Annotated in this window: 26 protein-coding genes and 1 tRNA gene; 16 read left to right on the plus strand and 11 right to left on the minus strand. The window is 72.4% G+C overall.

All coding sequences use genetic code 11. From position 1 onward, the window contains the following. Window positions 1–15: 15 nt before the first annotated feature. The 3 genes from ACFUUZ_RS13495 to ACFUUZ_RS13505 all read right to left on the minus strand — a co-directional run bounded on the left by ACFUUZ_RS13495 (window position 16) and on the right by ACFUUZ_RS13505 (window position 1,961). On the minus strand, window positions 16–411 hold the full coding sequence (locus ACFUUZ_RS13495; protein ID WP_378695780.1) for a VOC family protein: 396 nt from the start codon (window positions 409–411) through the stop codon (window positions 16–18). Between the two features lie 50 nt (window positions 412–461). Next, window positions 462–875 (minus strand): arsenate reductase ArsC, encoded by a 414-nt coding sequence (locus ACFUUZ_RS13500; RefSeq protein WP_378695782.1) that lies wholly within the window; start codon window positions 873–875, stop codon window positions 462–464. 174 nt (window positions 876–1,049) lie between these two features. After that, a complete protein-coding gene (locus ACFUUZ_RS13505) occupies window positions 1,050–1,961 on the minus strand; it encodes an oxygenase MpaB family protein (RefSeq protein ID WP_378695784.1) in 912 nt (303 codons plus the stop codon). 211 nt (window positions 1,962–2,172) lie between these two features. Here ACFUUZ_RS13505 and ACFUUZ_RS13510 point away from each other — a divergent pair, with 211 nt between their 5' ends. Genes ACFUUZ_RS13510 through ACFUUZ_RS13555 form a run of 10 tightly spaced genes read left to right on the plus strand, consistent with a single transcriptional unit; the run spans window position 2,173 to window position 7,051 of the window. Beyond that, window positions 2,173–2,730, plus strand: coding sequence for an RNA polymerase sigma factor (locus ACFUUZ_RS13510; RefSeq protein ID WP_378695786.1), 558 nt, complete (start codon window positions 2,173–2,175; stop codon window positions 2,728–2,730). After that, window positions 2,721–3,401 carry an anti-sigma factor family protein gene (locus ACFUUZ_RS13515; protein WP_378695788.1) on the plus strand — a complete coding sequence of 227 codons (681 nt, stop codon included), beginning with the start codon at window positions 2,721–2,723 and terminating at the stop codon, window positions 3,399–3,401. Before ACFUUZ_RS13510 ends, ACFUUZ_RS13515 begins: the two co-directional genes overlap by 10 nt. Further along, window positions 3,398–3,766: an Asp23/Gls24 family envelope stress response protein gene (locus ACFUUZ_RS13520; RefSeq protein ID WP_378695790.1), complete on the plus strand. Its 369-nt coding sequence runs from the start codon at window positions 3,398–3,400 to the stop codon at window positions 3,764–3,766. Before ACFUUZ_RS13515 ends, ACFUUZ_RS13520 begins: the two co-directional genes overlap by 4 nt. Further along, the gene (locus ACFUUZ_RS13525) at window positions 3,763–4,083 is read left to right on the plus strand and encodes a hypothetical protein (RefSeq protein WP_378695792.1); all 321 of its coding nucleotides are present in this window, start codon (window positions 3,763–3,765) and stop codon (window positions 4,081–4,083) included. The genes ACFUUZ_RS13520 and ACFUUZ_RS13525 overlap by 4 nt, the downstream gene beginning before the upstream one ends. Window positions 4,084–4,141: 58 nt before the next feature. Beyond that, a complete protein-coding gene (locus ACFUUZ_RS13530; RefSeq protein ID WP_378695794.1) occupies window positions 4,142–4,636 on the plus strand; it encodes an Asp23/Gls24 family envelope stress response protein in 495 nt (164 codons plus the stop codon). A 2-nt stretch (window positions 4,637–4,638) separates the two neighbouring features. Then, window positions 4,639–4,827, plus strand: a complete 189-nt coding sequence (locus ACFUUZ_RS13535) for a hypothetical protein (protein ID WP_378695796.1) — start codon at window positions 4,639–4,641, stop codon at window positions 4,825–4,827. Beyond that, window positions 4,824–5,195: an Asp23/Gls24 family envelope stress response protein gene (locus tag ACFUUZ_RS13540; RefSeq protein ID WP_378695798.1), complete on the plus strand. Its 372-nt coding sequence runs from the start codon at window positions 4,824–4,826 to the stop codon at window positions 5,193–5,195. The genes ACFUUZ_RS13535 and ACFUUZ_RS13540 overlap by 4 nt, the downstream gene beginning before the upstream one ends. Continuing rightward, window positions 5,192–5,746 carry a DUF6286 domain-containing protein gene (locus ACFUUZ_RS13545; RefSeq protein WP_378695800.1) on the plus strand — a complete coding sequence of 185 codons (555 nt, stop codon included), beginning with the start codon at window positions 5,192–5,194 and terminating at the stop codon, window positions 5,744–5,746. The genes ACFUUZ_RS13540 and ACFUUZ_RS13545 overlap by 4 nt, the downstream gene beginning before the upstream one ends. 5 nt (window positions 5,747–5,751) lie before the next feature. Beyond that, window positions 5,752–6,312: an alkaline shock response membrane anchor protein AmaP gene (locus ACFUUZ_RS13550; protein ID WP_378695802.1), complete on the plus strand. Its 561-nt coding sequence runs from the start codon at window positions 5,752–5,754 to the stop codon at window positions 6,310–6,312. 10 nt (window positions 6,313–6,322) lie between these two features. Next, window positions 6,323–7,051 (plus strand): NAD-dependent deacetylase, encoded by a 729-nt coding sequence (locus ACFUUZ_RS13555; RefSeq protein WP_378695804.1) that lies wholly within the window; start codon window positions 6,323–6,325, stop codon window positions 7,049–7,051. Here the strand turns inward: ACFUUZ_RS13555 and ACFUUZ_RS13560 are convergent. After that, entirely contained in the window at window positions 7,044–8,345 is a 1,302-nt protein-coding gene (locus ACFUUZ_RS13560; RefSeq protein WP_378695806.1) for a D-arabinono-1,4-lactone oxidase, read from the minus strand. The genes ACFUUZ_RS13555 and ACFUUZ_RS13560 overlap by 8 nt on opposite strands. Window positions 8,346–8,406: 61 nt before the next feature. Next, window positions 8,407–9,090, minus strand: a complete 684-nt coding sequence (locus tag ACFUUZ_RS13565) for a TetR/AcrR family transcriptional regulator (protein ID WP_378695808.1) — start codon at window positions 9,088–9,090, stop codon at window positions 8,407–8,409. A 124-nt stretch (window positions 9,091–9,214) separates the two neighbouring features. Between ACFUUZ_RS13565 and ACFUUZ_RS13570 the strand changes: the two genes are divergently transcribed. Further along, window positions 9,215–10,708, plus strand: coding sequence for an MFS transporter (locus ACFUUZ_RS13570; RefSeq protein WP_378695810.1), 1,494 nt, complete (start codon window positions 9,215–9,217; stop codon window positions 10,706–10,708). Window positions 10,709–10,760: 52 nt separating this feature from the next. On the opposite strand, the gene ACFUUZ_RS13575 is transcribed toward ACFUUZ_RS13570, so the two are convergent. Next, window positions 10,761–12,029, minus strand: coding sequence for a lipase family protein (locus ACFUUZ_RS13575; protein ID WP_378695812.1), 1,269 nt, complete (start codon window positions 12,027–12,029; stop codon window positions 10,761–10,763). Between the two features lie 425 nt (window positions 12,030–12,454). Here ACFUUZ_RS13575 and pgm point away from each other — a divergent pair, with 425 nt between their 5' ends. The 4 genes from pgm to ACFUUZ_RS13595 all read left to right on the plus strand — a co-directional run bounded on the left by pgm (window position 12,455) and on the right by ACFUUZ_RS13595 (window position 16,356). Then, window positions 12,455–14,092 carry a phosphoglucomutase (alpha-D-glucose-1,6-bisphosphate-dependent) gene (pgm, locus tag ACFUUZ_RS13580; protein ID WP_378695814.1) on the plus strand — a complete coding sequence of 546 codons (1,638 nt, stop codon included), beginning with the start codon at window positions 12,455–12,457 and terminating at the stop codon, window positions 14,090–14,092. Further along, window positions 14,085–15,428, plus strand: coding sequence for an MFS transporter (locus tag ACFUUZ_RS13585; RefSeq protein ID WP_378695816.1), 1,344 nt, complete (start codon window positions 14,085–14,087; stop codon window positions 15,426–15,428). The genes pgm and ACFUUZ_RS13585 overlap by 8 nt, the downstream gene beginning before the upstream one ends. Window positions 15,429–15,488: 60 nt before the next feature. Continuing rightward, window positions 15,489–16,193: a DsbA family protein gene (locus tag ACFUUZ_RS13590; protein WP_378695896.1), complete on the plus strand. Its 705-nt coding sequence runs from the start codon at window positions 15,489–15,491 to the stop codon at window positions 16,191–16,193. Between the two features lie 90 nt (window positions 16,194–16,283). After that, window positions 16,284–16,356, plus strand: a tRNA-Ala gene (locus ACFUUZ_RS13595). Between the two features lie 15 nt (window positions 16,357–16,371). On the opposite strand, the gene ACFUUZ_RS13600 is transcribed toward ACFUUZ_RS13595, so the two are convergent. The 4 genes from ACFUUZ_RS13600 to ACFUUZ_RS13615 form a co-directional block, all read right to left on the minus strand. Continuing rightward, entirely contained in the window at window positions 16,372–16,992 is a 621-nt protein-coding gene (locus ACFUUZ_RS13600) for a hypothetical protein (RefSeq protein WP_378695817.1), read from the minus strand. 71 nt (window positions 16,993–17,063) lie between these two features. Continuing rightward, window positions 17,064–17,642, minus strand: a complete 579-nt coding sequence (locus tag ACFUUZ_RS13605) for a MarR family winged helix-turn-helix transcriptional regulator (protein ID WP_378695819.1) — start codon at window positions 17,640–17,642, stop codon at window positions 17,064–17,066. 251 nt (window positions 17,643–17,893) lie between these two features. Further along, entirely contained in the window at window positions 17,894–18,508 is a 615-nt protein-coding gene (locus ACFUUZ_RS13610) for a hypothetical protein (protein WP_378695821.1), read from the minus strand. A gap of 315 nt (window positions 18,509–18,823) precedes the next feature. Then, a complete protein-coding gene (locus ACFUUZ_RS13615; protein ID WP_378695823.1) occupies window positions 18,824–19,210 on the minus strand; it encodes a hypothetical protein in 387 nt (128 codons plus the stop codon). Window positions 19,211–19,461: 251 nt separating this feature from the next. Here ACFUUZ_RS13615 and ACFUUZ_RS13620 point away from each other — a divergent pair, with 251 nt between their 5' ends. After that, window positions 19,462–20,850: a DUF1254 domain-containing protein gene (locus ACFUUZ_RS13620; protein ID WP_378695825.1), complete on the plus strand. Its 1,389-nt coding sequence runs from the start codon at window positions 19,462–19,464 to the stop codon at window positions 20,848–20,850. Window positions 20,851–20,899: 49 nt separating this feature from the next. Here ACFUUZ_RS13620 and ACFUUZ_RS13625 read toward each other — a convergent pair whose 3' ends face one another. Continuing rightward, a complete protein-coding gene (locus ACFUUZ_RS13625) occupies window positions 20,900–21,724 on the minus strand; it encodes a hypothetical protein (protein WP_378695826.1) in 825 nt (274 codons plus the stop codon). Between the last annotated feature and the right edge of the window lie 434 nt (window positions 21,725–22,158).

Genomic DNA, 22,158 nt, shown 5'->3' on the forward strand with positions numbered 1-22,158 from the left:
GTCGGCGGCCCGGGTTCAGCCGTCGAGCGCGGCGTACAGGTCGACGCCGTTCCCGTCCGGGTCCTGGACCGAGGCGTAGCGCTGCCCCCACGGGGCGTCGAACGGCTTCAGCTCGCCGTGCGCCCCCGCTGCGACCAGCTCGGCGTAGGTGCTGTCGACGGCGGCCGGGTCGGGGCAGCGGACGGCGAGGCCGATGCGGCCCGCGGTGGCCGGGGGCTGCCAGTCGGGCTGGAAGGAGCGCACCGTCTCCTCGGCGTCGAGCATGAGCCGGAAGCCACCGCCGAGCTCCGCCTCCGCGTGCGGCGCGTGCTCGGCGCCCGCCGGGAATTCCAGGCCGAGGCGGCGGTAGAAGGCGAGCGAGGCGGCCATGTCGGCAACGACGAGGCCGATGGCGTCGAGTCGGAGATCCATGCGGCCAGCCTACGAAGCCGCGGCGGCGCGGGTCTTGAACGAATCGGACGTCAGCGGGTGTGCGTCGGCACCAGCTCGGCGATCAGGTTCTCCACCAGGATGCGCACGTGGTCGCGGATCGGGCGGACCGCCTCGATCGGCTGCCCGGCCGGGTCGGGCAGCACCCAGTCCCGGTAGCTGATGCCGGGGAAGAACGGGCAGGCGTCGCCGCAGCCCATGGTCACCACCACGTCGGAGAGCCCGACGGCCTCCTCGGTGAGCTGGGCCGGGGTGCGGTCGGCGATATCGATCCCGACCTCGGCCATCGCGGCGACCACCGCGGGGTTCAGCGCCTGCGCGGGCTCGCTGCCCGCGGAGCGCACCTCGATCCGGTCACCCGCCAGCGCGGTGAGGAATCCCGCCGCCATCTGCGACCGTCCCGCGTTGTGCACGCAGACGAACAGCACTGTGGGCTTGTGGGCCATGGAAACGCCTTTCCGGGGTTCGGGCCGATCGGGTCCGATCGCCGTGGTGCACGTGCCACGTCCGGCTGTCGGGTCGATACCGAAACGCTGTCGTAGCGTAAGGGATACCCGGACACGCGAACGCCCGGCGGCCGGAACTCCGGTCGCCGGGCGCTCGGTGATGCGCGATGCGAATCAGATCGGCCGCAGGTCGATCACCTTGCGCAGCCGCTGCCGGTCGCGCTCCAGCTTGCGCGCCTCGTAGGCGATCGGGAAGTAGCGCAGCCGCTCCGGCAGCAGCGGGGTGCCGCGCGAGATGACCCAGCCGATCAGCTTCAGCTTGCGCTCGTCGGCGGCGGTCCAGGTGAGGCCGAGCTTGCGCCGGGCGGGCTCCGGGGTGGTGCCGACGGTGCAGAAGTACTGCAGCTTGCCGATCGGGGCGAAGAGCGTGTTCCACAGCGGGTGCAGCGGCCGCGGCAGCTCCTTCGGCGGCGCCACCTTCTGAATCGTCTTCAGGTAGTCGCGCGCGGTCTGGGTGGCTTCCAGCTTGTTCTCGACGGCGTCGGCGAAGAACTCCTCGAACTCGGCGAAGGTCGCCGGGATCTCCTTGGGCGCCACCGTGAAGTTGCGCAGCAGCTGCAGCGCCTCCTGGTAGTAGGCGTCCTTGTCCTCGTCCCGTAGCGGCGTGCGGGCGAAGTACTTCGAGTTCGCGCAGAAGGCGTAGGTGCCGGTGTGCAGCACCCAGGCCCACGGCGCGCTGGAGAGCGCCTTGTGCTGCTTGCCGCTCGCGTCGGTGGTGTTCAGGGTGGCGTGCAGCGCGCGCAGCCGGTCGGCCTCGGCCAGCGCCTCGTCGCCGCCGTAGACCCACATCATCACGGAGGAGACGCTGCGGAGCGCGCGGCCCATGGGGTCGGTGCGGAAGGTGGAGTGCTCGTCGACCACCGCGGAGATGGTCGGCTCCATGGTCTGCAGCAGGAACGCGGAGCCCGCGGTCAGCGAGAAGGTGACCAGCCCGGTCTCGTCCCACATGCGGGTGCCCGGCTCGATGGCCCGGCGCGGGGGAAGGACGCGCTTGTCGGTGTCGTCGACGGCGACGGAGGCGGTCATTCGATCTCCTTTGATCTGCCGAATGCGTATAGATGAGATGATAAGTGCCTAACACTCTCAGTGTCTACGCGAGATCGCCGGACGTTTGGATACACCCCCTGCGGACATGCGAGGAATACCGCGCCGCAGCATCGTGTGACACAGAACACAGCGAATCCTCCGTGACGCATCTCCGCGGCGGCGTGTCCGACGGACGACACAGGAGGGTTTCGTGACGAGTTCGCAGACCGTCGCGCCGGACGAGGCAACGCTGGTCGGGCGCGCCAAGGATGGGGATGTCCGCGCCTACGAGGAGCTGGTGCTCCGGTACCAGGCGCGGATGTTCCGGCTCGCGGTGCGGGTGCTCGCCGACCGGGCGGACGCCGAGGACGTCGTGCAGGAGGTCTTCCTCACGGCCTGGCGCAGGCTGGACCAGCTGGCGGACGAGGCGGCCTTCGTCGGCTGGCTCTACCGGATGACCACCAACCGGTGCTTGAACGTCATCCGGGCCAGGCGCCCGCAGGCGGAGCTGGACCCGGAGACCGCCGAATCCCCGCGCACCGACACCATGCCGGAGCACGCTGTCCAGGTGAGCAGCCAGCTCGGCGCGCTGCACGCGGCGCTGGCGACGCTCACCCCGGAGCAGCGCGCGTGCTGGCTGCTGCGCGAGGTGGACGGGCTGTCGTACGAGGAGATCGCCGACGCGGTGGGCGCGGGCCCCGCGGCGGTGCGCGGCCGGATCGCCCGCGCCCGAGCGCAATTGTCCGAGGTGATGAAGCCATGGCGGTGAACTCCGCAGCAGACCACGAGGCCACCGGGTACCTGCTGCCCTGCGGCCGCGACCTGGAGCAGGTGTGGGACCGGCTGGACGCGGTCGACGCCGGGCTCGGCGACGAGCACGAGACGCACTGCCCGCACTGCGGCACCGCGCGGGAGAGCCTGCGCGCGCTGCGCGCCGCCACCGCCGAGCTGATCGCCGAGCCGGAGCCGACCCCGCCCGACCTCACCGCCAGGATCATGTCCGCGGTGCGGGCCGAGGTGCGCCGCGGCCGGACCATGCCGCTGGCCACGCCGGAGCCCGGCGGGGTCGAGGTCTCCGAGCGCGCGGTCGCCGCGGTGCTGCGCTTCGCCGCCGATTCGGTGCCCGGCGTGCGTACCAGGCGCTGCCGGGTCAAGCCGGTCGGCGTCGAGCCGGACGGCCGGGCCGCGGTGGAGGTGGAGCTGGCCTTCGCGCTCGCCGTCGGGACGCCGGTGGCCGATGTGCTCCCGGTGGTCCGGGAGCGGGTGAACGCCGCGCTGAACAGCGGGATCGGGGTCTCGGTGCACCGGATGGACGTCCTCGTCGCCGACCTCTTCGTGGACGACGCCGCCGCGCGGCGGGGCCGGGCCGCCGGCGATGTCGGGGCCGGGCCCGCGGCGGACGGTGTCGACCCGGACGGTGCGACGGGGGGCACGCGATGACGCCGGTGACCGAGGTCGTGGTCGAGCCCGCGGTGCTCGCGGCCGTCGCGGCGCGCGCCGCGCTCGCGGTGCCCGGCGTGCTGCGGCTGGAGCCCGGCATGCGCGGCCTGGTCTCGACCTGGGTGCGCACCGGGAGGCAGCGCTTCGGCGGTGGCGACTCTGCGATCGCGGACGGGGTCAGGGTGCGCAACCACGCCGACGGCCGGATCACCGTCGAGGTCGACGTGGTGCTCTCCACCGAGCGCCCCGCCGCCGCGGCCGGGCTCGCCGTGCAGCGCGAGATCGCCAGGGTGCTGGCCGAACACACCGGGCAGCGGGTCGCCGCGGTCCTCGTGAGCATCCTGGACATCGAGGTCGGCGCGTGAGCGACCGCGACCTCGCCCGCGCGGTGACCGCGGCGGTCGCCGCCGTACCCGGCCTGCGCCCGGCCCAGCCGATCGGCCCCGCCGGGCCCGCCTGGCTGCCCCGGCCGGGCGCCGACGGCGTCGAGCTCGCCCCCGGCCGGGTCACCGTGCGCGTCGTCGCCGCGGCGCTGCCGCTGCCCCCGCTGCTCACCGCCGCCGAGCGCGGCATCCGCGCGGCGCTCGCCGGAACCGCGTGGGCGGGCGCTGCGCTGCGGCTCGTGGTCTGCGAACTGGACGCCGCGGCCTTCACGAAGGTGACACCGATCACATCCCCATGACGAACCCGCACCCCCGCGGGTCGAACCCAGTGAACCCGAAAGCCCAAGAGGAGGAACGATGTCCGCACCGATCACCGAACCGAAGAACCAGGCCGACGCGGCCAAGCCCGCAGCGGGCGAGACCGTGCAGAAGGACCCGATCCGCAAGGCCAACGCGCTGGTGACCGACCAGGGCACCACCACCATCGCCGACATGGTGGTGCAGAAGATCGCCGGGCTGGCCGCGCGCGAGGTGCGCGGGGTGCACGCGCTCGGGGCGGGCTCCAGCCGCGCCTTCGCCGCGCTGCGCGACCGCATCCCCGGCGCCTCGGCCAGCGTCGGCCAGGGCGTCTCGGTCGAGGTCGGCGAGACCCAGGCCGCGGTCGACGTGGAGATCGTGGTGGAGTACGGCGTCGCCATCGCCGAGATCGCCAGGGCGGTGCGGCGCAATGTGATCACCGCGATCGAGCAGATGACCGGGCTCGAGGTGGTCGAGGTCAACATCAACGTCAACGATGTCTTCATCCCGGGCGACGACGAGGACGCGCCCGCCCCGCCGAGCCGGGTGCAGTAGCCGTGAACGGAACGACACTCGGGCTGCTCGCCGGGCTCGCGCTCGGCTTCGCGGGCGCCTTCGGCGGGTTCGGCGCCTTCGTGGTGGTGCTGCTCTTCGGTGCGATCGGGCTGCTGGTCGGGCGCTGGCTCGACGGCGAGCTCGACGTGGCCGAACTGGTCCGCTCGGCGCAGCGGCGGAGCGGGCGATGACCGCCGCGGTCCCGGTCGCGCAGGAGGCGGCCGGGATCGGCAGCGCGGCGGTGGTCGCCCCGGAGGCGCGCGGGGTCACCACGGTGGCGCCGCGCGCGGTGCGCCGGATCGCCGAGCGGGCGGCGACCGAGGTGCCGGGCATCGGCGGCCCGGTCCGGGTGGCGGCCGTCGTGCGCGGCGACCACACCCGGCTCGACGCCGAGGTGCCGATCCGGTACCCCGAGCCGATCCGCCGGGTCACCGACGCCTGCCGGGCGCACCTGGCCGCTCGGGTCGGCGAGCTCACCGGGCTGCGGGTGACCAGGGTCGAGATCCTGGTGCCGGTGCTGACCGGCGACGGCACCCCGGCGCAGGGACGGGTGTCGTGACCAGGCGGCCCCGCCGGGTGGTGCCCGCGGTGCTGCTCGCCCTGGTGCTGCTGGCCGCCGCGGTGGCGGTGATCGTCTCGCTGGTGCAGCGGCTCACCGACACCCGCGAGTACCTCTCCTACGACCGGGTCGCGACCGAGCTGCACGCGATCGAGTGGGGCGAGGGGCCGGTGCTCGTCGCGGGCGTGGTCGCGCTGGTGCTCGGCGGGGTGCTGCTGCTCGCCGCGGTCTGGCCGGGGCGCGCGCTGCTGGTGCCGCTGGTCGACGAGGAGGGGCTGCGCGCCGGGGTCTCCCGGCGCGGGCTGCGCGCCGCCGTCCGGGAGAGCGCGGAGACCGTCGACGGCGTGACCGCCCGCGGGGTGCGGTTGCGCAGGCGCTCGGTGAAGGTGAAGGCCAGCACCGATCGGGTGGAGTCGGCGGGCACCGCGGAGGCGGTGTGCGACCGGGTCACGAACCGGCTGCAGGAGATCGGGACCCGCTCGGTGCGCCGGGTGCGCACCTCGCTGCGGACGCCGGAGGTCCCCCGCGCGAACATCGGAGAGGGAGCATGAATCGGATGAATCGGCCCGCGGCGGTCAACCGCGCGGTACTCGGGCTCGCGGGGCTCGCCCTGCTCGCCGCGGGCGGCTACGCCCTCACCGCCTACAGCGGCGGGCTGAGCTGGGTGGACACCGAAGCCCCGCTGGTGCCCGGCACCGCGGCGCCCGCGACCTGGGTCTTCCTCGCGGTGATCGCGGGCGCCGCGCTGCTCGGGCTGCTCTGCCTGCGCTGGCTGCTCGCCCAGCCCTTCCGGATGCCGAAGTCGGTGGGCTGGCAGGTCGGCGGCGACGACCGCACCGGCCGCACCGTGCTGCGCTCGGGCACCGCCGCGGCCCCGGTGGCCGCCGACATCGAGGGCTACCCCGGCGTGCGGAACGCCGAGGCCTGGCTCTCCGGCGGCCCGGACACCCCGCAGCTGCACCTGCTGGTCACCGCGGCGCCCGCCGCCGACGTCGCGGAGCTGCGCCGCCGCATCCTCGGCCACGCCGTCACCCGGCTGCGCGCCGCGCTGGAGGTCGAGATCATCCCGGTCACCCTGGAGCTGCGCTTCGCCGACGAGCGGCGCGCGCTGCAATAGGCTGGAAACCATGAGCACGGCGCGCCGGATCGGCGTCCTCACCGGGGCCGGTATCTCCACCGGGTCGGGCATCCCGGACTTCCGCGGGCCGCAGGGCGTCTGGACGAAGAACCCGATCGCCGAGCTGCTCACCACCTACGACGCCTACCTCGGCGACCCCGAGGTCAGGGTGCGCTCCTGGCAGGCCCGCCGGGAGAACCCCGCCTGGCACGCCGAGCCCAATGCCGCGCACCGCGCGCTCGTCGAGCTGGAGCGGGCGGGCAGGGAGATCGGCATCGTCACCCAGAACGTCGACGGGCTGCACCAGAAGGCGGGCTCGGCGCCGGAGCGGGTGGTGGAGATCCACGGCACCATGTTCGGCGTCGAGTGCGTCGAGTGCCCGTACACCACCACCATGGCCGCGGCGCTGGAGCGGGTCGCGGCGGGCGAGCCGGACCCGCCGTGCCCGCGCTGCGGCGGCGTGCTCAAGGCCGCGACCATCATGTTCGGCCAGCAGATGAACCGGCGCACGGTCGCCGCCGCGCTCGCCATCGCCGAGCGCAGCGAGCTCTTCCTCGCCATCGGCTCCTCGCTGCAGGTCGAGCCGGCCGCCTCGCTCTGCGCGGTCGCCGTCGACGCGGGCGCCGAGCTGGTGATCGTCAATGCCGAGCCGACCCCCTACGACCGGATCGCCGCCGAGGTGATCCGCGAGCCCATCGGCACCGCGGTGCCCGAGCTGGTGCGCGGCCTGCTCAGTTGACCGGGCCGAGCACCCGGTCCAGGTAGTCGTTGCGGAAGAGCCCCTCCGGGTCGAGCCTGCGGCGCACCGCCGCGAACCGCTCCCACTCCGGGTAGCGCGGGCGCAGCGTCTCCGCGGTGCGGAAGTGCCGCTTCCCCCAGTGCGGGCGGCCCTGGTAGCGGGCGAAGACCGCCTCGCAGGCGCGGAAGTACGGCCGCCACTCCATGTCCCGGTACTGGTGCACGGCGATGTAGCAGGTCTCCCTGCCGCCCGCGGGGGAGAGGAAGGCGTCGTCCGGCGCCACCCAGCGCACCTCGATCGGCATCGGGGTGTCGAAGCGCCGCGCGATCTCCCGGATCTCCCGGATGGCGGCCGCGCCGTGCGCGCGCGGCAGCGCGTACTCCATCTCGGTGAAGCGCACCAGCCGCGGGGTGGCGAAGACCCGGTACGAGCGGTCCACCTTCCGCCGGTGCCCGCCCGCCCTGGCTGCGGTGCGCTGGATGAGCGGGACCAGCGCGGGGCGCCGCCTGCCGACCCGGCAGAGCGCGTCGAAGACGTGGTTGGAGAGCAGGATTCCGTCCAGCCAGTCCACCGCGGGCGAGCGCGGCTGCTCGGCCGCCTCGGTCCGGTTGTTGCGCTTGGTCATGGTCAGCGCGCTGTGGCCGAACATGTAGAACTCGAAGTGCTCGTTGCCGTCCACGTGCGAATCCAACTCGGCCAGCACGTCTTCCAGCGGAATCGGCCGCTCCACGCCCGCGAGCACGAAGGAGGGGACCAGCTTCAATGTCACCGCGGTGACGACGCCGAGCGCGCCGATGCTCACCCTGGCCGCGCGCCAGCCGTCCGGGTCGGTCTCCTCGTTCAGCTCCAGCACGCTGCCGTCGGCGGTCACCAGCTCGACGGAGTGCAGTGCGGCGGAGATGTTCTGCAGCCGGGAGCCGGTGCCGTGCGTGCCGGTGGCGGTGGCGCCCGCGACGGTCTGCACGTCGATGTCGCCGAGGTTGGGGAAGGCGAGGCCGTGCGTGTGCAGCGCGGCGCTGGCCTCGTGCAGCGTGATCCCGGCCTGGACCCGGGCCAGCCCGGCCGCGCGGTCCACGTGCAGCACCCGGTTCATCCGCGAGAGGTCGAGCAGCACACCGTCGGTGAGCACGGCGTCGGTGAAGGAGTGCCCCGCCCCCGCGACCCGCACGTTCCGGCCGCGCGCGGCGGCGGCGGTGACCAGCGCGGCGACCTCGGCGGTGTCCCGCGGGTGCGCGACGACGGCGGGGTGGCAGCGCTGATCGCCCGCCCAGTTCACCCACGGTGAGTTGGTCATGCGTCCAACAGTAGGGGATGGGCGTGGGAAGTCGCCAGGTATTCGCTCGGATAGTCCGAAGTTATCGGCGCTGCGGGGCGCAGTTCTTGCCCTTGGCCTGCTCGACCTGCTCCTCGGTCAGTGCCGGTTCACAGAGCGGGAGCCGTGCCGTGCCGTCGCCGCGTACGCCGTTGAGCGCCACCGCCATGTAGCGGCGCCAGGTCTCCGGGGCGACCGGGCGGCAGAACTCGGCGAAGCCGTCGATCATGTGCACCAGCGCGAAGAGGTCGGTGGGCTGCACGTCGGGGTGCAGGTCGCCGGTGGCGCGGGCGCGCTCGACGAGCCGGTTCAGCGGGGGCTGCATGCGCTCGCGCATGGCGTGGAAGCGCTCGATCTGGTCGTCGAGCTCCAGGATGACCTCGCTGAGCCCGCGGCTGCCCGCGAGGTGCCTGCAGGCGTACTCGAAGAACTCGACCAGCGCCGCCCAGGGATCGGGGTTGGCCGCTGCGGTCTCGGCGGCGGCCACGAATTCGTCCATCTGCTGGGCGAAGACCTGGACGATGAGCTCCTTCTTGCTCGCGAAGCGGCGGTAGACGGTGCCGACCCCGACGCCGGCGCGCTCGGCCACGTCGTCCAGCGAGATCTCCAGCCCGCGCTCACCGAAGAGCTCGCGCGCGGCGGCGACGATGCGCTCCTGATTGCGCACGGCATCGGCGCGGAGGCGGCGGGGGGCATGGCTGGGAGAGGTCGACGTGGTGGGGCTCACAAACCCATTCTATCAACGCGCGGGATTAAGTGGAGGCGGCATCTCCGTTATGGTGATAGTGTCCACGTAAGTGGAGGCGATACCTCCACATCTACCACTCCGCTCCGATCCCCAGGGGAGAAGAATGACGACCACGATCGAATCCGCGGCTCCGGCCGCCGCGGAGACCGGCAGGCGCGGCTCGGCCGCCGTCCGCTGGTGGGTGCTCGCCGTCATCGGCATCGCCCAGCTGATGGTGGTGCTCGACGCCACCGTCGTGAACATCGCGCTGCCCGCGGCGCAGGCGGACCTCGGTTTCGGTGACGGCGATCGGCAGTGGGTGATCACCGGCTACGCGCTCGCCTTCGGCAGCCTGCTGCTGCTCGGCGGCAGGCTCAGCGACCTCTTCGGCAGGCGCACCGCCTTCATCACCGGGCTCATCGGCTTCGCCGTCGCCTCCGCCATCGGCGGCGCCGCCACCAGCTTCGAGATGCTGGTCGCCGCGCGCGTCGGGCAGGGCGTCTTCGGCGCGCTGCTCGCCCCCGCCGCGCTCTCGCTGCTCACCGTCACCTTCACCGAGCCCGCCGAGCGGGCCCGCGCCTTCGGCATCTTCGGCGCGGTGGCGGGCACCGGCGGCGCCATCGGGCTGCTGCTCGGCGGCGCGCTCACCGAGTGGGCCTCGTGGCGCTGGGTGATGTTCGTCAACCTCGGCTTCGCCGCCGTGGCGCTGGTCGGCGCGGTGCTGCTGCTCGCCAAGCACGTGACCACCGAGCGCCCGCGGCTCGATCTGCCCGGCACGCTGAGCGTGACCGCCGCGCTCTTCGCCATCGTCTACGGCTTCTCGCACGCCGAGTCCGAGGGCTGGTCCGACCCGCTCACGGTCGCCTTCCTGGCGGGCGGCGCGGTGCTGCTCGCGCTCTTCGTGTGGCTGCAGACCAGGGTCGCGCACCCGCTGCTGCCGCTGCGGATCGTGCTCGACCGCACCCGCGGCGCCTCCTACCTCACGGTCTTCGTGATGGGGATCGGGATGTTCGCGATCTTCCTCTTCCTCACCTACTACCTGCAGCTGACCCTCGGCTACACCCCGATCACCACCGGTCTCGCCTTCCTGCCGATGGTCGCGGGCATGGTGATCTCCTCCACCACCGCGCCCTCGGTGCTGCTGCCGCGGGTCGGGCCCAAGGTCGTGGTCAGCGGCGGCTTCACGATCGCCGCGCTCGGCATGCTGCTGCTCACCCGGATCGGGCTCGATTCGAGCTACGCCACCGACATCCTGCCCGCGCTGGTGATCATGGGGCTCGGCCTCGGCGGCGCCATGTCGGTCGCCTTCCAGGGCGCCACCTCCGGCGTCGGGCACGCCGACGCCGGGGTCGCCTCGGCCACCATCAACACCAGCCAGCAGGTCGGCGGCTCGATCGGCACCGCGCTGCTCAGCACCATCGCGGCCTCGGCGGCGACGGACTACCTGGCCGGGCGCGCGATGACCCCCGAGGCGGTGGCGCAGTCCGCGATCGAGAGCTACACCACCAGCTTCTGGTGGGCCACCGCGATCTTCGCGGCGGGCGCGGTGATCGTCGGCGTCCTCATGCCGAACACCGTCCCGGCCCCCGCGGAGGGCGAACCCGTTCTCGCGCACTGAGTTCGACGCGACGAAGCCCCGGACCGGCCGGTCCGGGGCTTCGTGGTCGGCGTCAGCAGTTGGCGGGCGCGGGTGCTCCGGCGAAGCGGTCGGCCAGGAAGTCGAAGGCGCGCGCGCTGCCCTCCGGGATGGCGGTGCCGTGGTCGGTGCCGGGCAGCATGTCCAGCTGCACCGTGGTGCCCGACCCGCAGTAGCGGCCCGCGACCTCGCGCACCAGCTGCGGCGAGACGGCGTCGTTGGTGCCGTGCCAGATGTAGGTCGGCACCCGCGGCACGCCGGGGAAGGTCTCCAGGCTGTTCTCGTGCAGGATCCGCACGGTGTCCGGGTCGGCGTCGAGCGGGCCGGAGAAGACGTCGGGCAGGCTGCGGTTCGCGCCCGCCGCGATGATCTCGTCGGTGCAGGCATTCGCGATCCTGTTGCGCAGGTCGGCGCCCGCGGGCTTCAGGATGCCCTCCATCGGCAGCTGCCCCGGGTACTCCCGCTCCAGCCCCATGGCGGCCGCGAAACCCAACCCGAACAGCGGATTCGGCTGCATGCCGAGGTCGAGCGCCAGCTTGCCGATGTTCATCGGCACCCCGCCCTGGGCCACCCCGACCAGCGGCAGCTCCGGCGCGTACTCCGGGGCGAGCGCCCCCGCGAAGCCGGTCGCCATCCCGCCGCCGGAGTACCCCGCCAGCGCCATCGGGCTGCCGCCGAGCCCGACCGGCGCGAACCGCTGCACCGCGCGCAGCCCGTCCAGGGCGATCCGCCCGCCGAGCCGGGCCGCGCCGTAGGCGCTGTTCGGGCCGAGGTGGTCCGGCACCGCGACCGCCCAGCCGCGGCCGAGCAGCAGGTTCAGCACCGGCCCCTCGCGCAGCCCGCCGTCGAAGAGCGCGTGCGAAGGGGCGCAGCGCGTTCCGAGCGCGTTGACGAACGGCTGGTAGGAGACGACCGGCCGGTTCGCGCCGCCGCCGGGCGGGAGCAGCACCGTCGTCACCGCGCCGATCGGCCCGCCCTGCGAGTCGGCGGTGCGGAAGAGCAGCTGCCACGCGGTCGCGCCCGGGTAGTTCGGCGCGGGCACCTGCCTGCTGCGCATGACGTCGCCGACGTTGTAGCGGGCGACGTCGGCGGGGGCGGCGTAGAAGGCGTCCGGGTCCGGCGCCGGGTAGATCGGCCCCGCCGCCGCGGGACCGGCGCCGAGCCCGGTCCCGGCGGCGAAGAGCAGCGCGGCGATGCCGACGAGTCCCGCGCGGGCCGTGCGCCTTCCGTCGGGGCCGCGCTGCCTGCCGACGAATCGCGCTGCCGCGCATCGCGCTCGGAAGACTGCCCGCTGTACCGCCATCGTTTCTCCAGACTCGGGATAGAACGGAATGATCGTGAACTTCTCGGCCGGACTCCAGGCATTCGTACGGGGGCGCCCGAGGGATGTCAACACGGGGGGATCGTTCCGCCCTCAGGCTTGTTTCCGCTGGTAGAACCAACCGTGCGGTTCTCGGGGCCGGGGTCGTGTCGGACCGTGCCGATAGCATCGGGCGGTGCTCTCCCGACGCCACGACGCCGCTGGATCCGCGGCTGCCCGCACGCGGTTTTCCCGCTGCGCGCCCGCGCTTCGTAGACTGCTCGGATCGGGAGCCGCCGGGAGACGAGGGGGCGGTACGGGGAAGGGAGCGCGGGTATGACCTCCGCGAACGCGGCCACACGCGGCCGGGTGCGCTCGTGATCCCGATGACGAGCCTGGCGCAGCCGACACGAAAGGGAGCCCCGACCATGGCGCACGACCGAGCAGGCCGCCCGGCCCGCGTGAGCGACCTCGAGGACATCCCGCACCTGGTGACGGCCTACTACAGCCGGGTGCCGGACCCGGAGGACCCGGCCCAGCGGGTGGTCTTCGGCACCTCGGGGCACCGCGGCTCCAGCCTGGACGCCGCCTTCAACGAGGCGCACATCCTCGCCGTCACCCAGGCGATCGTCGAGTACCGCGCCACCCGCGGCATCACCGGCCCGGTCTACCTGGCCCGGGACACCCACGCGCTCTCCGAGCCCGCCTGGACCACCGCGCTCGAGGTGCTCGCGGGCAACGACGTCGCGGTGGCGATCGACGCCCGCGACCGCTACACCCCGACCCCCGCGCTGAGCCACGCCGTGCTCCGGCACAACCGCGGCAACCCCAAGCACCAGGCCGACGGCATCGTGGTCACCCCCTCGCACAACCCGCCCCGCGACGGCGGCTTCAAGTACAACCCGCCGCACGGCGGCCCCGCCGACACCACCGCCACCGACGCCATCGCCGAGCGCGCCAACGAGCTGCTGCGCGCCGGCCTCACCGGGGTCAGGCGCGCCACGTTCACCACCGCGCTGGCCGCGGCCGAGCGCTACGACTACCTGGAGCACTACGTCGCCGACCTGCCCTCGGTCTCCAACCTGGACGCCATCCGCGGCGCGGGCATCCGGCTCGGCGCCGACCCCATGGGCGGCGCCAGCGTCGACTACTGGGAGGAGATCGGCCAGCGCTACGACCTCGAACTCGAGGTGGTGAACCCGCTGGTCGACCCGACCTGGCGCTTCATGCCGCTGGACAGCGACGGCAAGATCCGGATGGACCCGTCCTCCCGCTACGCCATGGCGAACCTGGTCTCCATCAAGGACGACTACGACATCTCCACCGGCAACGACGCCGACGCCGACCGGCACGGCATCGTCACCCCGGACGGCGGGCTGCTGAACCCGAACCACTTCCTCGCCGTCGCCATCGAGTACCTGGTGGCGAACCGGCGCGGCTGGGACGCGCTCTCCAAGATCGGCAAGACCGCGGTGAGCTCGTCCATGATCGACCGGGTGGTCGGGGTGCTCGGCCGCGACATCTACGAGGTGCCGGTCGGCTTCAAGTGGTTCGTGCCCGGCCTCTTCAGCGGCAGCCTCGCCTTCGGCGGCGAGGAGAGCGCGGGCGCCTCCTTCCTGCGCACCGACGGCACCGTCTGGACCACCGACAAGGACGGCATCATCCTGGCGCTGCTCGCCGCCGAGATCGCCGCCGTCACCGGCCAGACCCCGTCCACCCGGTACACCGAGCTGGAGAAGCGCTACGGCGCCCCGGCCTACGCCAGGATCGACGCCGCGGCCACCGCGGAACAGAAAGCCCGGTTGAAGCGGTTGACACCGGACATGATCACTGAGCGGGAGATCGCGGGCGAGGCCGTGACCGAGGTGCTGACCAGCGCCAAGGGCAACGGCGCCGCGCTCGGCGGGGTGAAGGTCAGCACGGAGAACGCCTGGTTCGCCGCGCGGCCGTCCGGCACCGAGGACAAGTACAAGATCTACGCCGAGTCCTTCCACGGCGCCGAGCACCTCGCGCAGGTCCAGGCGGCGGCCGAGGAGATGGTGGGCCGGGCGCTGTCCGGTGGCTAGACCGGACCGGCTACCCGGCGAGATCTGGGTCCTGATCGCGGGGTCGTTCGTGATCGCCATCGGCTTCGGGCTGGTGGCGCCGGTGCTGCCGCAGTTCGCCCGCGGCTTCGGCGTCGGCGTGGCGGCGGCCTCGGCGATCGTGAGCGCCTTCGCCCTGATGCGGCTGCTCTTCGCCCCGATGAGCGGGCGGCTGGTGCAGCGGCTGGGGGAGCGGCCGGTCTACCTGGGCGGGCTGCTCGTGGTCGCGCTCTCCACCGGCGCCAGCGCGCTCGCGCAGAGCTACTGGCAGCTGCTGGTGCTGCGCTCGCTCGGCGGCATCGGCTCCACCATGTTCACCGTCTCCTCGCTGGCGCTGGTGATCCGGATGTCGCCGCCCGGCGCCCGCGGCCGGGTCTCCGGGCTGTACTCGACGAGCTTCCTGGTCGGCTCGCTCGGCGGCCCGCTGATCGGCGGGCTCTTCGCAGGCCTCGGCCTGCGCGCCCCCTTCGTGCTCTACATGATCGCCCTGCTCATCACCACCGCCGTCGTGTACCTGGCGCTGCGCAACTCCACCCTGGTGAACCCGGTGGACGCGGGCCACCACCGCACCATGAGCTTCGCCGACGGCTGGCGCCGCCCCGAGTACCGCGCCGTGCTCTGGTCCAACTTCTGCAACGGCGCCGCCGTCTTCGGCGTCCGCATGGCGCTGGTCCCGCTGCTCGTGGTCGAGGTGCTCGGCCAGCAGCCCGCCATGGCCGGGATCGCGCTCACCGTCTTCGCCGCGGGCAATGCCGTCGTGCTCTTCGCCAGCGGCAGGCTCTCCGACCGGTTCGGCCGCAAACCCTTCCTCATCCTCGGCTCGGTCATCTGCGCCGCGGGCACCGGCGGGCTCGCGCTCGCCGACACCGTCCCGCTGCTGCTGGTCACGAGCTTCGTCGCCGGAATCGGCTCCGGCATGTTCAGCCCCGCGCTGCAGGCATCGGTCGCCGACATCATCGGCCCCAAGGCGCGCGGCGGCCCGGTGCTCGCCGGGTTCCAGATGTCCGCCGACCTCGGCACCGTGCTCGGCCCGATCCTGGTCGGCTTCCTCGCTCAGCAGCTCTCCTACGGCGTCGGACTCGCCGTCACCGGCGCGCTGCTCGCCGTCGCCGCGGTCTTCTGGCTCCTTGTCCCCGAGCCACTGCGCCGGGAGGCAGGCTCTTCGAGCCACCCCGCGGGGGACGAGAGCGCAGAGCTGGGCATCGCGCCCATGCCGCCCGGCACCGAGACCGCCGCGTCCCCGGTCTCCGGCGCTGACGCCGCGCCGCCACCCCGCGCCGGATCGGAGGAGCTCAGGGGCCACGGCGGCGCGCGGTAGCCCGGATACGGCAGAGTGGAGGCCGTGAGCAAACCGTCCGCAGGCTACACCCCGCGCCCGATGTCCAGCACCACCACGTACGCGCTCGGCGCGCTCGCCGTCGTGATCATCGGCGTCATCGTCTTCGCCGCCTACCGCTGGTCCTCCGGCGGCGAGGACGCCGTCACCCGCAACGACGGCTACGGCTCGGTGCGCGACGCCGCGGTCCAGGTCGCCATCGACGGCAATGCCATCCGCCTCGGCAAGCCGGACGCCCGCGCCACCGTCGACATCTACGAGGACCCCATCTGCCCCGCCTGCGGCGTCCTGGAACGCGTCTACGGCCAAGAGATCGCGCAGCGCGTCGACGAGGGCGCGCTCGCCGTGCGCTACCACCTGGTGAACTTCCTCGACTCCCGCAGCGCCTCCGGCGACTACTCCTCCCGCGCCGCGGGCGCCCTGCGCTGCGTCGCCGAGAGCGGCGAGGCCGTCGCCTACGCCCGCTTCCACGACGCGCTGTTCCTCGCCGAGCAGCCCGAGGAGAGCGCCGACAGCGACCACACCGCGGACGAGCTCGCCGCCATCGCCCGCGAAGCCGGTGCCCCCGGCACCGCGGTCCAGTGCGTCGCCACCGGCGCGCAGACCGAGGCCGCCCGCACCGCCGCCGCCGCCAACCTGGAGGCGCTGCGCGCCATCTCCGACAAGGTCGGCACGCCGACGGTGATCGCCGACGGGAACGATGTCGACGTGAACAATGCGGAATGGGTGGTGGAACTGACGCGGTAACTGCGCAGGTCAGGGGGCGATTTGGCCGTGGTGGCGCGGGTGGTGTAACTTCGTTCAGGCAGCCGGGGAAGCCCGGAGGCACACCATCTCGGGGCTATGGCGCAGCTGGTAGCGCACCACACTGGCAGTGTGGGGGTCAGGGGTTCGAGTCCCCTTAGCTCCACTCATTTTCCGCAGGTCAGGGCCGGTATTCATACCGGCCCTGTTCTCTTTCCGGCGTCTCCGGCGATTCTTCCTGCGCACTGGTCGGTGTCCTGGAACTCGTCGGCGACGCGGGTGTGGTGACCACGCTCGGTGTGGTCGAAGTAGTCGACGTGTGTGGGGGCGCCGTCGTCGTCGTGGTCGATGGCGGAGTCGTGGTTTCCGGGGGCACCGAGGTCGACGTGATCGTGACCTGCGCGCTGAACGTGGCCTCGAGCGAGAAGCTGGCGGTGGCCGAGAAGCCGGCGCTCGCCGACGGCTCTGCCGGGATCGCGGGCGGCGGGTCCGGCGGAACCGGTGCCTGGGTTCCGGGGTCGGCGGAGGGCTGGGCGGTGTCGGCGCCTGCGATGTCGCCCGGCGGGACGACACTGCCCGGGTCGCTCGCGGGCGGGATCGTGGACTCCACGGTGGTCCGGGTTCGCACGGCGGTGCGCTCGAAGGCCGAGGCGACGAGTTCGCTCGAATCGTCGGCGCGCACCGGTGGGCCTGCTTCCGGCTCGGACACGAGCGTTATTCCGATCGCGGCGATCAGTGCCCCGATCAATACTCCCGGCACCTGCCGTCGGAATCGATGTCCGCCGTCGTCGATGGTGTGCATTCGACCGCTGCTTTCTCATTGCAGAATTACCGGCCGTCGGGGATCGGTTCTGCCGGATCGCAGCCGACGATTCAGGGGCGCGCGTAGGGATCGACGTCCCGCAGCCGCTGCCGGTGAATTTGTTGGAGTTCGCCCGCTCGGGTCAGGAAATCGGCGATGGTGTCGAGTTCGCCGGAATCGTACGAGTTCAACAGCATCTTGTAGCTCTCGACGATCATCGGGACGACGAGCTCCTGCACGCGGTGGGCCGCGAGCTCGGTGGCCATCACGATGACCCGGCGCCGGTCGGTCGGATGCAGGGTGCGGGCGATATAGCCCTGCTTCTCCAGCCGGTTCAGCATGATGGTCACCCCGGCGGCGGTGAGGCCGAGCCGCTCCGCCAGCAATCCGGGTGTCGTCGCCTTGTCGTTCTCCAGCAGGACGATCTCCAGCGCCCGCCGATCGGTCTCGTTCACGCCGAGCACCCGGATGAATTCCCGGATCAGGTCCTCGGCGGTGCCGTGGTAGAACTCCAGGGCCCGCTTCAGCTCGGCCGAGATCCGGGCGGGCTGGGTGGTTCTCGGGCACAGCGGCTTGGCGGAATCGCGGGTACCGGTCGTCGCCTTCCCCGCGTGCGGCAGGGACCGGGGCCGGGCGTTCGACGTAGGCATGGGGACTCCTGTCGATCGTTTGGTCGGCAGGCCGGACAGCGGGCTGACGAACATCACGAAAGCGGGCACCGCACCGGCCGTCGAAGCGGCCGTGGCGGCGCCGGACATGCACTGTACGACACGGTGACCGATGCGACGCCGAATACGGACAAAGTGGCCGTCACGTGTCAAAAACCAAGCGGGGCAGGCGCTGTCGGGGGCTGATCTGCCCGGTCCGGGCTGCTGGGCAGCCCGGACCGGGGTGCCGGGAATCAGGTGACCGACGTGGTGGTGAGGGTCGGTGACGGGTTCGGGAAGCACGCCGTGGCGACGTTGCCGACGAAGGCGACGTTGGTCGTCATGGTCATGCCGGGGCTGGCGTGGCTGGTGCCCGCGTACTTGCTGGTGATGGGCGTGCCGGGGGTGCCTGCGGTGACGTTGATGGTCACCGCGGGCGGGGTGAAGCTGGAGCCGCCCGGGATCGGCCCCGGCACGGTCAGCACGACGTTCCCGCCGGTGGTGGCGACGGTGCCCGCCACCGTGCCGCCGGAGGCGGAGGCCGAGACCAGGGTCGAGTTCGCGGGCGTCGGGATGGTCATCTTCAGGTTCGAGATGTTGTTCACGGTGAACCCGGAGGCCGAGCTCGGCACCGACGAGGCGCCCGGCGTGATGGTGATGGCCACCGCGGAGCCCGACGCCGCCGAACCCGGCGCGGTGCCGGTCACCGACGTGGTCATGGTCGAGGTCTGGCCGATGCCGAAGACGGTGCCCCGGCAGCTCCAGTTCACGCTGACGGGGTTGGCGCTCGCGGGCGCCGCCAGACAGAAGACGGTGGCGACGGCGACCGGCGCGATGAGGCCGGCGCGCAGCAGGGAGGTGGATCTCATGGCAATCTCCAGGAATTTCTAGCAATGGAACGACTGGATGTCGAACCCCGTGAATCGGGTGTTTGAAATATAGCCCGTTCGCTTCTTCCTGTGAATCAGAATTGCCGATTCAACATGCGAGGAATGTTTTTATCTGCTATTGAATATCCACTCAGAACAGTTAATTCCCGGCAAGATCATCGTGCAATTCGGCGGAATGTCCACCGGACCTCGTTCGCTTTGCCGAAGAATGCGGCCGGCGTCTCCCCGAACGACTCGACCATCAACTGCCGCCCCGCGGGATCCAGCGCCGGCGACCCGGCATCGAACTTGCCTCTAGGGCGCTACGCAGGCGGAGCCGAGGTTGATGCCGGTGCCGATGTCGACCGGGTAGCGGAGGATCTCACTCCACCCGGGCTGGACGGCGTAGATGTAGGTGGTGGCGGTCCTGGACGGGGTCCAGGTGACGGTGGCGGTGCCGTCGACCGGCGCGGCGTCGGCGAAGCCGGTCGGGCCCTGGCCCTCCTCGAAGAAGTAGACCCGCTGGGTGTCGTCGTCGACCGTCGCGGTGACGGTGTAGGAGCAGCCGGTGCCGTAGTCGTGCGTGCCGAGGGTGAGCCCGGGCGCGACGGCGATGCCGGTGACGGCGGCCGAGGCGGACGGGGCGGCGAGCGCGACGGCGCTCAGGACGAGCGCGGCCGCGCCCGCGAGCGTGTGCTTCATGATGGATCTCCTTCGTCGAGGCTGCTGCCTCGTTCCCCCGCGAATCCGGTTGTGCGACAGGCGTTGTCTCAGGACCGGGATAGCGCGCTGCGGTGAGTGCGGCGTTTGCGAACACTCATGTTCACTGTCGGGATCGCGGGGTGCGGTGTTACAGCCGGAATTCACCCGATTCGGGTGAGGCGCATGCGAACCGGCGGGGGGAGCCTCGGGATCGGGCGCGTCACCGGGGCGGGCCGGTGAGGAGAGCCGCCGTGACCGGAACCGTGCGAGCCGGGTACCGATTCGACCGGGGATTCCCCGCGCCCGGCGCGGCGGGCCGGGCGGCCGACGACGCCGACCTGGCCCGCGCCGTGCTCGCCTACCGCGCCTGGTACCCGACGGTCTCCACCGAGGGCATGCTCGCGGGCAATGCCGACATGGGCATCCGCACCAGCGAGGACATGATCGTGCTCACCGCGGGCCCGCGGCACCTCGGCTTCACGCTGAACTCCGACACCCCCTACGGCTCGATGCTCTTCGACCTCACCGACGGCCCGATGGTGGTGGAGCTGCCGCCGGGGCCGTTCGTGGGGCTGGTCGACGACCACCACCAGCGCTGGGTGCTGGACATGGGGCTGCCGGGGCCGGACCAGGGGCACGGCGGGAAGCACCTGATCCTGCCGCCGGACCACGCGGGTTCGGTGCCGCCCGGCTACCACGTCGGCCGCGCGCGCACGAACACGGTGCTGGTCGCGATCCGCGCGCTGCCGATGGACGGCGACGCGGCCGCGGCCATGCGCGCGCTGCGGGATGTCCGCATCCACCGGTTCGCCGACGACGCCGAGCCGGAGCTCGCGAACTTCGTCGACGTGACCGACCGCGACTTCGACAGCACCCCGCTGCGCTGGGAGGACAACCTCGGCTTCTGGGAGCGGCTGCACGCCGCGGTCGACGGGGAACCGGCCGACCCCGCCCTCGACCACCCGTACGGGCTGCTCGCCGCGCTCGGCATCGAGCGCGGGAAACCCTTCGCGCCGGACGACCGCATGCGCGAGATCCTGACCGCCGCCGCGCGCACCGGGCGCGACCAGCTGCTGGTCTCGGCCTTCGCGAGCAACCGCCCCGACCGGATCGCCTGGCCGGACCGGCAGTGGGAGTGGGTCGGGCTGGTCGCGGAGAACGGCGACTTCCGCACCCCGGCAGGCCCGGACCTGGAGGCCCGCGAGCGCTGGTTCGGCCAGGCGATCGTCGCCTCGCCCGCCATGTTCCGCCGCGAACCGGGCGCGGGGTCGCTGTACTGGCTCGGGCTGCGCGACGGCACCGGCGCCTTCCTCGACGGCGGCGGCTACTACACGCTCACCGTGCCTGGCCCCGTCCCGGCCGGGCTGTTCTGGTCCATCACCGGCTACGACGCGGGCACCCGCTCGCAGATCGCGACCGCGCAGCAGCGGGCGGCGGTCCGCTCGCTCTTCGAGCTGCCCGCGCAGACCGGCACCGAACCGATCACCCTGTTCTTCGGCCCGCAGCCCCCGCCCGAGGGCGCCGAGCGCTGGATCGCCACCGTCCCCGGCCGCGGCTGGTTCAGCTACTTCCGCATCTACGGCCCGCAGGCTGGCGCCTTCGACGGGAGCTGGCGGCTCCCCGACTTCCAGCGGCACTGAGAACGCGCCGCCACCCGAGGCTCCGGGTGACGGCGCGCGAAAGCGGAGTTCAGCCCTGGACGGCCTCCGGGGCGGGCCCGAGCGCCTGCGGCGGCGCGGCCAGCCCCTGCACCACCCCGACCCCGGCGCCGAGCCCCGCGCCGATCGCGGCGAGCGGCGCCACCATGAGCCCGGCGCCGTAGGCGGCGCCGAGCGGGACGGCGGCCAGCCCGATGGGCATGAACGGCACCCCGACCAGGGCGCCGATCGTCCCGCCCGCCGCCGCGCCGACCACACCGAACGGTGCGGCGAAGGCGGCGCCCGCGGCCGCGCCGACGGCGGCCGAGCCGACGGTCTGGCTCGCGACCCGGTCGGAGCGGGTGCGCTCCATCCCCACCGAGTCGAAGAAGGTGGCGAGCCCGGCCTCCTGGCTCGCGGCGGCGTCGTTGATCTGGATGGCCTGTTCGCGCGGCAGCCACTCCGGGGACTCCACCTGGACGTCGCCGAAGCGCAGCACACCGGGCGGCGGGGTGATCGGCGGGACGGGCTGCGCGGGGGCCGGGCCGTGCAGGTTCTCGATCGGGGAGAGGTAGCCGTAGTCGGGCAGCGCGCGGGCGCCCTGCAGCGAGCTCAGCACCTCGTCCGGATAGCGCACCCCGTAGTAGGGGTGCACGTTCGGCACCTCGACGGACTGCGGCTGCTCACCGCCCGCGGGTGCCACCGCGTCGGCGACCGGCGCCGCCCCGGCGTGGCTCGCCGCGACCTGCCGGTCCGGCTCGGCGTGCGCCGTCCCGGTCGCCACCAGCGACAGCGCCACCGGAACCGCCCCCGCCGCCACCGCGTAGCCCATCCGCCTCCGAGCCGGGGCGGGTGCCCTGTGCTTGCCGGTGCCCATCGATCACCTTTCGTTCGAACAGCGTCTGTCGATTCACCTTCGGAACCGCTCCGGCACGCGGATGGGTGCGGAGAGAATAAGGGCAACCGGTCGGTTTAAAGGTGATCAGCGGAACAATAAACAATTGTTCGGTTCGCTCCGCAATGCCTTCCGTGGCGATTTCCGCATATGACGAGTCATGGTTCGCCGGTTACTGTCTGATACAGCGAAACGGGTTGCTGGGCAACGTGATCGGCTACCTGCATTTAACCCGGCGGTAAAGGATCAACGCTACCGGACGGAATCCTTCGGTCGTGATTATTTTGCGCACTGTTAACCCTTCCGGAGACCGCAATTGTTCGCCATCTCGCGAATCGAGACTTCTTCGTGATACTGCTACTGTGTGCCGATCGCCGGGATCGGTGTGGCAGGCCGTAGTCGGTCAAAGACGTTCG

It is taken from the genome of Nocardia sp. NPDC057353 (assembly GCF_042667085.1).
Classification (GTDB): Bacteria; Actinomycetota; Actinomycetes; order Mycobacteriales; family Mycobacteriaceae; genus Nocardia.